General features: G+C 75.3%; 10 protein-coding genes. 3 read left to right on the top strand and 7 right to left on the bottom strand.

What is annotated here, in order from left to right; genetic code table 11:
• Nucleotides 1-1413: an N-acetylglucosamine/diacetylchitobiose ABC transporter substrate-binding protein gene (ngcE, locus tag ACIBQZ_RS11340; RefSeq protein ID WP_396088454.1), complete on the bottom strand. Its 1413-nt coding sequence runs from the start codon at nt 1411-1413 to the stop codon at nt 1-3.
• 143 nt (nt 1414-1556) lie between these two features.
• On the opposite strand from ngcE, the gene ACIBQZ_RS11335 reads away from it, so the two are divergent.
• On the top strand, nt 1557-3341 hold the full coding sequence (locus ACIBQZ_RS11335; protein WP_396088453.1) for a glycoside hydrolase family 3 protein: 1785 nt from the start codon (nt 1557-1559) through the stop codon (nt 3339-3341).
• Nucleotides 3342-3354: 13 nt separating this feature from the next.
• On the opposite strand, the gene ACIBQZ_RS11330 is transcribed toward ACIBQZ_RS11335, so the two are convergent.
• Nucleotides 3355-4485, bottom strand: a complete 1131-nt coding sequence (locus tag ACIBQZ_RS11330; protein WP_396088452.1) for an N-acetylglucosamine kinase — start codon at nt 4483-4485, stop codon at nt 3355-3357.
• A 50-nt stretch (nt 4486-4535) separates the two neighbouring features.
• On the opposite strand from ACIBQZ_RS11330, the gene ACIBQZ_RS11325 reads away from it, so the two are divergent.
• Together ACIBQZ_RS11325 and murQ are read left to right on the top strand one after the other, a co-directional pair.
• Nucleotides 4536-5492, top strand: coding sequence for a MurR/RpiR family transcriptional regulator (locus tag ACIBQZ_RS11325; RefSeq protein ID WP_396088451.1), 957 nt, complete (start codon nt 4536-4538; stop codon nt 5490-5492).
• Nucleotides 5489-6406 carry an N-acetylmuramic acid 6-phosphate etherase gene (murQ, locus tag ACIBQZ_RS11320; RefSeq protein WP_396088450.1) on the top strand — a complete coding sequence of 306 codons (918 nt, stop codon included), beginning with the start codon at nt 5489-5491 and terminating at the stop codon, nt 6404-6406. Before ACIBQZ_RS11325 ends, murQ begins: the two co-directional genes overlap by 4 nt.
• Here the strand turns inward: murQ and ACIBQZ_RS11315 are convergent.
• The 5 genes from ACIBQZ_RS11315 to ACIBQZ_RS11295 are packed head-to-tail and all read right to left on the bottom strand — an operon-like array spanning nt 6399 to nt 11789.
• Complete coding sequence (locus ACIBQZ_RS11315) at nt 6399-8453, bottom strand: prolyl oligopeptidase family serine peptidase (protein WP_396088449.1); 2055 nt, start codon at nt 8451-8453, stop codon at nt 6399-6401. The two genes, murQ and ACIBQZ_RS11315, sit on opposite strands and share 8 nt — an antisense overlap.
• 22 nt (nt 8454-8475) lie before the next feature.
• On the bottom strand, nt 8476-9291 hold the full coding sequence (locus tag ACIBQZ_RS11310) for a metal ABC transporter permease (protein ID WP_396088448.1): 816 nt from the start codon (nt 9289-9291) through the stop codon (nt 8476-8478).
• Entirely contained in the window at nt 9288-10124 is an 837-nt protein-coding gene (locus ACIBQZ_RS11305) for a metal ABC transporter permease (protein ID WP_396088447.1), read from the bottom strand. Before ACIBQZ_RS11305 ends, ACIBQZ_RS11310 begins: the two co-directional genes overlap by 4 nt.
• Nucleotides 10121-10849, bottom strand: a complete 729-nt coding sequence (locus ACIBQZ_RS11300; RefSeq protein WP_396088446.1) for a metal ABC transporter ATP-binding protein — start codon at nt 10847-10849, stop codon at nt 10121-10123. Before ACIBQZ_RS11300 ends, ACIBQZ_RS11305 begins: the two co-directional genes overlap by 4 nt.
• A 16-nt stretch (nt 10850-10865) precedes the next feature.
• Nucleotides 10866-11789, bottom strand: a complete 924-nt coding sequence (locus tag ACIBQZ_RS11295) for a metal ABC transporter substrate-binding protein (protein ID WP_396088445.1) — start codon at nt 11787-11789, stop codon at nt 10866-10868.
• Between the last annotated feature and the right edge of the window lie 16 nt (nt 11790-11805).

Here is an 11805-nt window from a genome sequence, read left to right as displayed (position 1 = left end):
TCAGGCCCGCTTGTACTTCTTGATCGACGGGTCCCGGGCTATCTCGTCGGCGGCCCGCTGGCACCGGTCGGCCCACTGCGCCGCGGTGATCCGCCGGGTGAACAGGTCGGCGCAGGCCGCGTCGACCAGGCTGCGCTCCAGCTTGCGGTAGTACGACGAGTAGAGCCAGGTGAACGTGTCGGCGCCGGCGGCCTTCATCATCCGGGTCACCGAGGTGAGCCCGGGTGACAACGCCAGGCCGGCCTCGGCGCCGGCGACGCAGCTGAGGCTGCTGACCCGGCCGGTGAAGTCCGCGGCGGCCCGCCGGGACAGCATCACCCGCAGGTACTCCAGCCCGCCGCGCAGGTTCTTCGCCTTGGCCGGCACCACGAACGCCTCGCTGCCGGTGCCCCGGAACGCCGTGAACGGCAGCTTGTCGCCGCCGGTGAGGCTGGGTGTGGGCGCGACGGCCATCCGGAAGCCGGGCGGGGTGACGGCCTTCTGCTCGTTCTCCAGCCAGGAGCCGCAGGAGATGAACGCCGCCTTGCCGCGGCACCACTCGGTCTGCGCCTGCACATGGTCCATGCCCTCGGCGCCGCGCTGGAGGAAGCCGTCGACGGCCAGCTGGGAGTAGGCGTCCGCGGCGGTCCGCACCGCGTCCTGCCGCCAGGCGCCGGGCTCCAGGTTGTCGATCGCCTTGAGCACCTCGACGCCGCCGAGCTTGGCCGCCGCCGCGAGGATCGGCCAGCTCATGTAGCGGGCATGCTTGCCCTGGTAGGTCCAGGGCGCGAGGCCGGCGGCCTTGATCTGGCGGCACAGCGCGATCATCTGGTCCCAGGTTTGCGGGTACTGCCACCCCCGGTCGGTGAAGAGCTTCTCCGAATACCAGATCCCGTACGCGGAGTACGCGTAGTTCAGCGCCCGGACCGTCCCGTCGTACGAGCCGGCGTCGACGATCCCGGGCAGCAGCGTGTCCCGGACCCGGACCTTCGGGTCGTCGAGGCTCGGCGCGTCGAGCAGCTCGCCGAGGTCGGCCAGCGCGCCCTGCGACACCAGCCCGTTGAAGTCGATCTGGCTGCCGCCGGAGTTGTCGACCACGTCCGGCGGGTCGCCGGCCACGAACCGCGGCTGGAGCGTCTCGGCGATCTGCTGGGTGGCCGAGTGCCGGATCGGCGCCCGCGGGTAGCGCTCGCGGTACATCGCCTGGTGGGCCTTGGCGTACTCGTCGCCGAAGCCGCCGTTGAAGATGACCACCTCGAGCGGGGCGTCCTCCTTGACGCCCAGCGGGTTGCCGGCGGTGGTCCGGCCCTTCGCGCCCTCGTCGGCGCTGTCGCCGCCGCCCATCGCGCAGCCGGTGAGGGTGCCCGCGGCGGTGACGGCGCCGGCCGCCGCCACCCCGTGCAGCAGCCCGCGCCGGCTGATCGTCTGTGCCATGTCGTGTGCTCCCGCCTGCGTGGTGATGGTCCATCATCAATATCGCTCAATGTCCGTTTTGTAGGATGAATGTTTCCTACACGACTCGCAAGAGGGGCGAAGGTTATTGCCACAGAACGGTGACCCGGGTAACTTGAAGCGCCATGCGAACGAGTCGGCTCGCCTGGTTGCCCGCCCTCACGGTCGTCGCCGCCCTCGGCGCCGCCGCACCGGCGGCACCCGCCGCCGCGCGCCCCGCAGCGTCCACGATCGACCGGCTGCTGGCCCGGATGACCCTGCCGCAGAAGGTCGGCCAGCTCTTCACCACCTACGCCTACGGCGCCGACGCGAACGCGCCCTCGGCCGCCGACGCCGCCCTCAACCGGCGTCTCTACGGTGTGGACACCCCGGCCCGGGTCGTCGCGAAGTACCACCTCGGCGGCGTGATCTACTTCGGCTGGACGAACAGCCTCCAGTCGCCCCGCCAGCTCGCCGGGCTCGGCAACGGGCTGCAGGCCGCCGCCACCGGCAGCGGCGCGGGCGTGCCGCTGCTGATCTCCACCGATCAGGAGCACGGCGTGGTCTCGCGGATGCCCGCCCCCGCCACCCAGTTCCCGGGCGGCATGGCGCTGGGCGCCGGCCGCAGCGCCGCCGACGCGTTCACCACCGGTCAGGTCACCGGCCGCGAGCTGCGGGCGGTGGGCATCGGCCAGGCCTGGGCGCCGGTGGCCGACGTCAACGTCAACCCGGCCAACCCGGTCATCGGCGTCCGCTCGTTCGGCAGCGACCCCGGCCTCGCCGCCCGGCTCACCGCGGCCCAGGTGCTCGGGTTGCAGCGCGGCGCGAACACGGCCGCGGCGGCCAAGCACTTCCCGGGCCACGGCGACACCAGCACCGACAGCCACACCGGGCTGCCGGTGATCAGCCACACCCGGGCCGAGTGGTCCCGGCTGGACGCTCCGCCGTTCCGCGCCGCGGTCGCGGCCGGGGTCGACGCGATCATGAGCGCGCACATCGTGGTGCCGGCCCTCGACCCGGCCGGTGACCCGGCCACGCTGTCCCGGCCCATCATCACCGGCCTGCTCCGCGGTGAGCTCGGCTACCGCGGCGTGGTCGTCACCGATTCGCTGGAGATGGCCGGCGTACGGCAGAAGTACGGCGACGCGCGGGTGCCCGTGCTGGCGCTGCGGGCCGGCGTCGACATGCTGCTGATGCCGCCGGATCTCGACGTCGCGTACGGGGCGGTGCTCGACGCGGTCGCCGCCGGCGAGCTCACCGAGGCCCGCATCAACGAGTCGGTGCGCCGGATCCTCACCCTGAAACACCGGCGCGGACTGCTGTCGTGGACGCCGCTGGACCCGGCCGCCGCCGAGCGTGTCGTGGGCCGGCCGGCCCACCGGCAGCTGGCGCAGGCCGTCACCGACCGCACGGTGACGGCGGTCCGTAATGACGCCGGCCTGCTGCCCTATCGGGGCGCCGGCCGGTCGGTGCTCGTCACCGGATGGAATTCCGGCACCTCCAGCAATGTGCCGGCACTCGCCGCCTCGCTGGCCACTCGGGGGGCCAGCGCGACGGCACTCGTCACCAATCTGCCCACCGACGACAAGATCGCCGAGGCGGTGCACGCGGCCGGCTCGCACGATCTGACGGTGGTGCTCACGTCGAGGGCGTGGGACACGGTGGTCAGTGATCCGTCAGCCCGCCAGCAGGCGCTGGTCCGGGCTCTGGTGGCGACGGGGCGCCCGGTGGTGGTGGTCGCGGTGCGTGATCCGTACGACCTCGCCCACCTGCCGGGCGTCTCGACCTACCTGGCCACGTACAGCACCACGGCGGTCGCGATGGAGTCGCTGGCGCGGGTGCTGCTCGGTGTCACGGCGCCGCGCGGCAGACTGCCGGTAGCGATCCCGGGTCTGTACCCGTTCGGCCACGGGCTGCGGTGGAGCGTGTGATGAGCGGCCGCTGCTATTCCCGGCGTGGGTCATGAGCGGGCGCGCGGCGGGTCAGCCGCGCGTGCACGGCCGCCGGCACCGGGCCGCCGGTGAGCCGGGCGAGGGCCAGTGCCGCCGCGCCGGCGGCCCCGTCGGCCGCCTCGCGGGGCTCGGCGCCGGTCCGGGCGAGCACACCGGCCCGGACGGCACGGGCGACCGGACCGGGCGTGAGCAGCACCGACCCGGCCAGCACCACAACACCGACAAGCGCCCCGACCACGCCGCCCGGCGGAGCGACCACGCCGGGCGGCAGAGCGACCACGCCGGGCGGCAGAGCGACCACGCCGGGCGGCAGAGCGACCACGCCGGGCGGCAGAGCGACCACGTCGGGCGGTGGAGCGACAGTGTCGTAGGTGTGGAGCAGTTTCGCGGCGGCGGCGTCGGTGATCCGCCGGGCGACCGGGTCGCCGGCGTCGGACGCGGCGCTCACCGCCGGCGCCAGCCGGCCCAGCTCGGCGGGGGGACGGGCGAAGCCGGCCGCGACCAGCGCCTGCGCGAGCTCCTCCCGGCGCGCGCGGGAGAGCGGACCGGGCAGCCCGGCACCGAGCCGTTCGGCGACCGCATCCGTCAGGGCCGTCGGCTCGCCGCGACCGTCCAGCGCCGCCAGCACCGCGCGCAACGCCCGCACCCCGATCCAGACCGCCGAGCCCTCGTCGCCGAGCAGCCAGCCGTAACCGTCGCAGCGGCGCTCGATCACCCCGCCGGCGAACCGCGCGGCCAGCGCCCCGGTGCCGGAAAGCAGCAGCACACCGTCCGCGCCGGCGGTGCCGGCGGCGAACGCCACCTCCAGGTCCGTCACGGTGACCACCTCGCCGCCCGCTCCGCACCGCGACCAGGCCCGCGTGGCGGCGGCCCGGAACGCCGCGCGACCGACGCCGGCCGAGCCCGCGGCGCCGAGCACGCCCACCCGCACCGCCGAGGTGTCCACTCCGGACAGCGCCGCCGTGAGCGCGGCGGCGATCGGCTCGGCCGCGTCGCCGCCGCTGCTGTTGCGGTTGGCGCCGCCGGCCGCGCCCCGGCCCAGCACGATCCCGTCGAGCGTCGCGACCACGCACCGGGTGGACGTGGCACCCGCGTCGACCCCCACCACCAGCGACCGGCTCATTATCCGGTGACCGTACCGGGTAACCGTCCCACCGAAGGAAACACTTCTCCATGACAGACAGGCCGCGCGGCGCGCACCTCATCCCCACAGCACCCGAGCCGGCCGTGGACCACCCGGCCGGCGACCGCTCGCCGACGACCGTGCGGGCGCGTGGCCTGCTGCCGTCGCTGTCACCGGCCGAGCGGCGGGTGGCCCAGGTGATCATCGACCATGCCGCCACCGCCTCCGGGCTGACCATCAGCGACCTCGCCGAGCAGGCCCGGTCGTCGGAGACCACGGTGATCCGGTTCTGCCGCGCGATGGGCTTCACCGGCTACTCGCAGCTGCGGCTCACCTTGGCCGGCGAGGCCGGCCGGGCGTACGAGGCGACCGCCGCCGACGGCCAGGTCGGCAGCGACATCGGCGAGACCGACGAGCTGGCCCAGGTGGTCAGGAAGATCGCCTTCGCCGACGCGCGCGCGGTCGAGGAGACCGCCGCGCAGATCGACATCACCGTGCTGGGGCAGGTGGTCGATCTCGTGGCCGGCGCCCGCCGGGTCTGCATCTACGGCGTCGGCGCGAGCGCCTTCGTCGCCGCCGACTTCCAGCAGAAGCTGCACCGGATCGGCCTGGTCGCGTACGCGTGGAGCGACCTGCACATGGCGCTGACCAGCGCCGCCCTGCTCGACGGGCGGGACGTGGCGTTCGGGATCTCGCACACCGGCACCACGCTGGACACCATCGAGGCGTTCGCGGAGGCGGGCCGGCGCGGCGCTCGGACCGTGGCGCTGACCAACTTCCCGAGGTCGCCGATCACCGAGCACGCCGACCTGGTGCTCACCACCGCGGCCCGGGAGACCACCTTTCGGTCCGGCGCGATGGCCAGCCGGCTGGCCCAGCTGACCGTCATCGACTGCGTGTTCGTCGGGGTGGCCCAGCGGACGTACCGGGAGACGCGCAAGGCCCTCGACGTGACCTACGAGGCCATCCGGTCGCGCCGGGTCGATCCCGGCCGGCGGCGCGGATGAGGGCGCCGGACAGCAGGCCGCTGGCGCGCACGGAGCAACGCAACCCGCGGAGCACCTCGATCGACCGGATGGGCACCGCCGAGCTGCTCGCGCTCATCAACGCCGAGGACCGGGCGGTGCCGGACGCGGTGGCCGGCGTGCTGCCGGAGCTCGCGGTCGCGGTCGACCTGGCCGTCGCGGCGCTCTCCGGCGGGCACCGGATCCACTACGTCGGCGCGGGCACCTCGGGCCGGATCGCCGTCCTGGACGCGGCGGAGCTGATCCCCACCTTCGGGGTGGAGCCGGGCCGGGTGGTGGCGCACATCGCCGGCGGCACGCACGCGCTCACCCATCCGTCCGAGGCGGCCGAGGACGACGAGGAGGCCGGCCGGGTGGCGGCCGGCGCGGTGGCCGCCGGCGACCTGGTGGTCGGCGTGACCGCCAGCGGGCGCACCCCGTACGTGCGCGCCGCGCTGTCGGTGGCCCGGGGCCGGGGCGCCCGCACGGTGCTGGTGTCGGCGAACCCCGCGGCGCCGATCGCGGCCCTCGCCGACGTGCACGTGGCGCCGGACACCGGCCCCGAGGTGCTCACCGGCTCCACCCGGATGAAGGCCGGCACCGCGCAGAAGCTGGTGCTCAACGCCTTCTCCACGGCGACGATGGTGCGGCTGGGCCGGACCTACTCCAATCTGATGACCGACATGGTGGCCAGCAACGACAAGCTGCGCGACCGCCAGCTGCGGATCCTGGCCGAGGCCACCGACGCCGACGTCGCGCGCTGCCGGCAGGCCCTGCGGCTGGCCGACGGCGACGCGAAGGTGGCGGTGGTGATGCTGATCGCCGGGTCGGGCCGCGAGCGCGCCCGGCAGGTGCTGGCCACCGCCCGCGGTCACGTCCACGAGGCACTGCGGCTGCTCAACACCCGGGTCACGTAGCCGGCCCCAGCGACGTCCGCAGGAAGTGCAGCTCGTACTCCCACAGGTTCGGCACCCCGGAGCCCAGGTGGGTGACGCCGGGCAGCGGCAGCACGGTGTGCGGCCGGCCCGCCGCCAGCAGCGCCTCGGACAGCTTCATCGTGTGCACCGGCAGCACGTTGTCGTCGAGCAGCCCGTGCACGAGCAGCAGCGGCCGGCGCAGGTTCGGGGCGTCGGCGATCAGCGAGGCGCGCGCGTACCCCTCGGGGTTCTCCGCCGGCAGGCCCAGCGTGCGCTCCTGCCAGTGTGAGCTGTAGAGCAGGTGGTCGGTGACCGGGGCGCCGGCCACCGCGGCGTGGAACACGTCGGGCCGGCGCAGCACCGCCAGCGCCGCCAGGTAGCCGCCGGCCGACCAGCCGCGGATGCCGACCCGGTCCAGGTCCAGGTCGCCGAAGCGCTCCGCGGCGGCGTGCAGGGCGTCCACCTGGTCCTGCAGCCGGGGGCCGGCATGGTCGTCGCCGCGGGCGCGTTCCCAGCGCGGTCCCCGGCCCGGCGTGCCCCGGCCGTCCGCGACGATCACCGCGAAACCCTGGTCGGCGAACCACTGGGAGGCCCAGTAACCGGACCGGGCGGCGACCGCCCGCTGCCCGGCGGAGCCACCGTACGGGTCCATGAGCACCGGCAGCCGGGCCGTGCCCGGTGCGTGCCCGGTGGGGAACAGCACCGCGGTCCGCAGCTTCCGCTCGCCCAGCGCCATCAGATGCGGCACCGGGCGCACCGCCGGCTCGGCCGCGAAGCTGCGCAGCGGGTGGCCGTCGACCGTGACCGTCTCGCCGTCCAGCGTCCGGGCGTCCACCACGGTCACCCCGCCGGCGCGGCGACCGCCGTACAGGCCGGGTTTGGCGGTGAGCCGGGCCGTCCCGCCGCCCGGCGACCAGGTCCACAGGTGCCGCTGGGCCGGCTCGTGCCGGGCGGCGAACAGCACGGTGTCGCCGTCGACCGAGAGCACCTCCCCCAGCTGCAGGCCGGGTGCCGTGACCGGGACGCCGTCGACGGTGAGCCGCCGGGTGTCACCGTCGTCCACCGTCCACAGCAGAGCCCCGGAGGCGGTGTGCGCGGGCACGCCCTCGACGATCGTGGTCCACGAGGGATCGGTGTCCTCGCGCAGCACGCCGGTCCGGCCGGTGGCCGGGTCGACGGTCAGCACCCGCATCACGGTCTGCCGCCGGTTCTGCACCACCACCAGCAGCCCGGCCGCGTCCCAGACCACCCGGGTCACGTACTCGAAGGCGGCGCGGTCCCAGTCCACCGGCGTCCGGCCGCCGTCGAGGCCGAGCAGGTGCAGGCTGACGTCCGCGTTCGGCGTGCCGGCGGCCGGGTAGCGCAGCGCGGCCGGCGGTCGTTCCGGCCGGGTCGGGTCGGCGACGTACCAGACCTGCACGGGCGTGTTGTCCACCCGGGCCGCCACCAGGCTGCGGCCGTCCGGCGCCCACCAGTAGCCCTCGAACCGGTTCATCGACTCGGACGCCTCGTGCTCCGGCAGGCCCCAGCTCACCTCCGGGCCGTCCGGCTCGGCCAGCGTCCGGTCGTCCTTGCCGTCGCGCCCGACCGCCCGCAGCTCGGCCTCGCACACGTACGCGACCGTCCGGCCGGTCGGGTCGATCCGGGCCTCGGCGGCCGGCCCCCGCGCGCCCAGGTCGGTCACCTCGGCCGAGGCCACGTCGACGGCGTACAGCCGGCCGGCGACGGTGAACACGGCGGTCCGCACGGCCGCGTCCGTGGCGTAGGAGCCGATCCCGGCCGAGCGGTCCCGGGCCCGTTCCCGCCGGGCCCGCTCCCGCTCGGACACCGGGGCGTCCGCGCCCGCGCCCAGCCCGGCGGCGTCGACCAGCAGCCGTTCCGTGCCGGTCTCCACCTCGTACGACCAGAGGTGACCGACCGGGTCCAGGCCCCCGTGCGAGCGCAGGAACAGCACCCGGGAACCGTCCGGGGCCACCGTGAACCGGCGCGGACAGCCGAGCGTGAAACGCTGCGTACGGGCGACCAGCCGGGGAAACATGGAGTTCATCCGCTCAGTCTTCAGCACCCTGTCACGCCGCGCGTCCGGCGTACCGCGGAACCCGCACGAGCACCGACGACGCCACCAGGATCGCCGTCGCCACCAGCGTGATGCTCGCGCCCGCGGCGACGTTCCACCGGCTCGACAGCGCGAGGCCACCCACTCCGCTCAGCACCCCGAAGAGCACGGCCAGCGCGGTGACCGCCGGCAACCGGCCGGACCAGAGCCGGGCGGCCGCGGCCGGGGCGACCACCAGCGCCAGCGCCAGGATGGTGCCGACGGCGGGTACGACGGTCACCACGACCACCTCGATGGTGAGCAGCAGCACCACATCCCAGGCGCCGGTCGCGAGGCCGGCCGCCCGCGCGCCGGTCCGGTCGAAGCCGATGAGCAGCAGCGGTCGGGCGCCGGCCGCGAGCACGGCCGCCACGACCACGAGCACCACCGCGGTGGTGACGAGGTCCCGCGTGGTCACCGTGAGCACCGAGCCGACCAGCAGCGAGGACAGGTCGCGGCTGAATCCGTCCTGGGTGGCGACCAGCCCGGCGCCGAGCGCGAACCCGCCGGAGAGCACCACCCCGGTCGCCGCCGCCGCGTGCTGGCCGCGGCGGCGGCTCAGCGCCGCCACGCCCAGGGCGGCAACCGTGCCGGCCACCACGCCGCCCAGGAAGACGTTGACGCCGATGATGGACGCGGCCACCACGCCCGGGAAGGTCGCGTGGGTCAGGGCCATGGTGAAGAAGGAGAGCCGCCGCAGGACGACCTGGACGCCGACGAGCCCGGCCAGCGCCCCGGCCAGCACCACCTCGGCGGTGGCCCGGTGCACCGCGTCGTCCCACCAGCTCATGAGCGGGCCGCCCGGAGCAGCCCGACGGGCAGCAGCAGCGCGTACGCCACCACGAGCAGCAGCACCACGGCGGAGGCCGGCGTCAGGTTCACCCCGTACGAGATCGAGGCGGTCCAGCTCAGCAGCAGCCCGCCGCAGCCGGCGGCGAGGATCAGCCCGGTGCCCAGCAGGGCCATCGCCGGCAGGCGGCAGGTCACCGACCGGGCGGCCGCGGCCGGCACGGTCAGCAGGGCCACCACCAGGATCGTGCCGACCGCCCGGACCGCGGCGACGACCACCAGGGCCACCAGCAGGTTGAGCCAGAGGTCCAGCCGGCCGATCCGGAAGCCCGCCGCGGCGGCGCCGGCCGGATCGAAGGTGCGGAACAGCAGGGCCCGGGCGGCGACCGCGAGCAGGCCGAGGATCACGACCGCGAGCACGGCGGTCTCGGCGAGCTGCCGCGCGGTCACGGTCAGCAGGCGGCCGAAGAGAAAGGCGGTCAGATCGCTGGTGTACGACGGACGCCGCGACACGAGCAGCACCCCGATCGAGAACATCGCGGTGAGCACGACGGCGGTGGACGCGTCGTCGGACAGCGCCCCCGCGCGGCTCAGCAGGGTGAGCGCCACCGCGGTGAGCACGCCGGCGGCCAGCGCCCCGACGGCGATGCCCTCGATCCCGCCGGCGAGGAAGCCGACGACCACACCCGGGAACACCGTGTGGGTCAGCGCGTCGGTGACGAACGACAGCCGGCGGGTGAACACGAAGACGCCGACCGGGCCGCAGATCAGCGCCAGCAGGGCCAGCTCGGCCAGCGCCCGGGCCATGAACGGCACGGCGAACGGCGCGATCACGGCCGCACCGGCACCGGGTAGCCGCCGTACGCCCGGCGCAGCGGACCGGCCGTGAGAATCTCCCCCGGCGGTCCCACCGCCCACATCCGGCCGTTGAGCAGGCAGACCTGATCGGCGAGGTCCCGTGCGACCGTGAGGTCGTGCGTGCTGAGCACCACCGCGGTGCCGGCGGCGCCGAGCTCGCGCAGCACGGTAATGATGGCGTCCTGGCTGACCGCGTCGACCCCGTTGAAGGGCTCGTCGAGCAGCAGCAGGCGCGGCTCCGCGGCCAGCGCCCGGGCCAGCAGCACCCGCTGGCGCTGGCCGCCGGAGAGCTGCCCGAACCGCCGGCCGGCCCGGTCGGCGAGGCCGACCCGGTCCAGCGCCTCCCGGGCGATCCGGCGGTCGGCCGCCCGGGTGGGCCGCCACCAGCCGATCCGCCGGTAGCGGCCCATCAGCACGACCTGCAGCGCGCTGACCGGGAAGCCGGCGTCGAGGGTGTCGAGCTGGGGCACGTAGCCGGCCAGCCCGCGGGCCCGCGCCGGGCTGCGGCCCAGCACGGTCGCGGTGCCGCCGAGCACCTGGGCCAGCCCGAGCACCGCCTTGATCAGCGTGGACTTGCCGGCGCCGTTCGGGCCGACCAGGGCGAGCCGCCGCCCGGCCGGCAGGTCGAGGTCGAGGTGGGTCAGCACGGGCGTGCCGTGGTAGCCGACGCGCGCGCCGGAGAACTGGAGGGCGGCGGCCACCGCGGCCTCGCCCACGTCAGCCGGCCAGCGCCGCGACGATGACCCGGGTGTTGTGCCGCTCGGCGCCGAGGTAGGTGCCCTCCGGGGTGCCGGGCTTGCCGAGGCTGTCGCCGTACAGGGCGTCCTCGCCGCCGATGACCTTGACGCCGGCCTGCCGGGCGATCGCCTCGGCGGCCCTGGGCGGCAGCGAGCTCTCGGTGAAGACGGCCCGGGTGCCGGTCGCCCGGATCCGGGCGACCAGGTCGGTGAGCTGCTTGCCGCTGAGCTCGGCCGAGGTGTCCAGGCTGGGGATGACCGAGCCGACGAACTCCAGCCCGTAGCGGTCCACGTAGTAACCGAAGGCGTCGTGGTTGGTCACCAGCTTGCGGCGGTCGGCGGGCAGCGTCGCGAAGGCCGCCCGGTTGTCGGCGTCGAGCTGGTCCAGCGCGGCGGAGTAGTCGCGCAGGTTGGCGGCGAAGGCGGCGCCCCGGCCCGGGTCGGCGGCGGTGAGGGCCCGCGCGATGCCGGCCACCATGATCTTGGCGTTGGCCGGGTCGTGCCAGATGTGCGGGTCGGGCCCGCCGCCCTCCTCGGGACCGCCGTCGCGCAGCGGCACACCCTGGCCGGCGTCCACCACCGGGCCCCGGAAGCCGGCCGACTCGACGGTCCGGTCGAGCCACTCCTCGAGGCCGACGCCGTTCCGCACGACCAGCGCCGCGGTGCCGATGGCCCGGATGTCGGCCGGGGTGGGCTCGTAGTCGTGCGGGTCCACCTGGGGCTTGATCAGCTGCGTGACGGTGACGTGGTCCGCGCCGACGGCGCGGACGAAGTCGGCCACCTCGGGCGTGGTGGCGACGACGGCCAGCCGCGGGTCGGGCTCGGCGGCCGCGGTGGTGCCGCCGCATCCGCCGGCGAGCAGCACGGCCGCGGCGGCCATGAGAATTCGGGGGGTCCTGGGCACGATGAACGCTCCTGTC

It is taken from the genome of Actinoplanes sp. NPDC049599 (assembly GCF_044465625.1).
Classification (GTDB): domain Bacteria; phylum Actinomycetota; class Actinomycetes; order Mycobacteriales; family Micromonosporaceae; genus Actinoplanes.
Note: the sequence above shows the minus strand (reverse complement) of the source record. Positions and strands in the feature narration are given on the sequence as shown.

Bases quoted from the DNA above. Each gene is read 5' to 3' on its own strand.
- ngcE (WP_396088454.1), bottom strand. From the start codon at position 1,413: ATGGCACAGACGATCAGCCGGCGCGGGCTGCTGCACGGGGTGGCGGCG.
- ACIBQZ_RS11335 (WP_396088453.1), top strand. From the start codon at position 1,557: ATGCGAACGAGTCGGCTCGCCTGGTTGCCCGCCCTCACGGTCGTCGCC.
- ACIBQZ_RS11330 (WP_396088452.1), bottom strand. From the start codon at position 4,485: ATGAGCCGGTCGCTGGTGGTGGGGGTCGACGCGGGTGCCACGTCCACC.
- ACIBQZ_RS11325 (WP_396088451.1), top strand. From the start codon at position 4,536: ATGACAGACAGGCCGCGCGGCGCGCACCTCATCCCCACAGCACCCGAG.
- murQ (WP_396088450.1), top strand. From the start codon at position 5,489: ATGAGGGCGCCGGACAGCAGGCCGCTGGCGCGCACGGAGCAACGCAAC.
- ACIBQZ_RS11315 (WP_396088449.1), bottom strand. From the start codon at position 8,453: ATGAACTCCATGTTTCCCCGGCTGGTCGCCCGTACGCAGCGTTTCACG.
- ACIBQZ_RS11310 (WP_396088448.1), bottom strand. From the start codon at position 9,291: ATGAGCTGGTGGGACGACGCGGTGCACCGGGCCACCGCCGAGGTGGTG.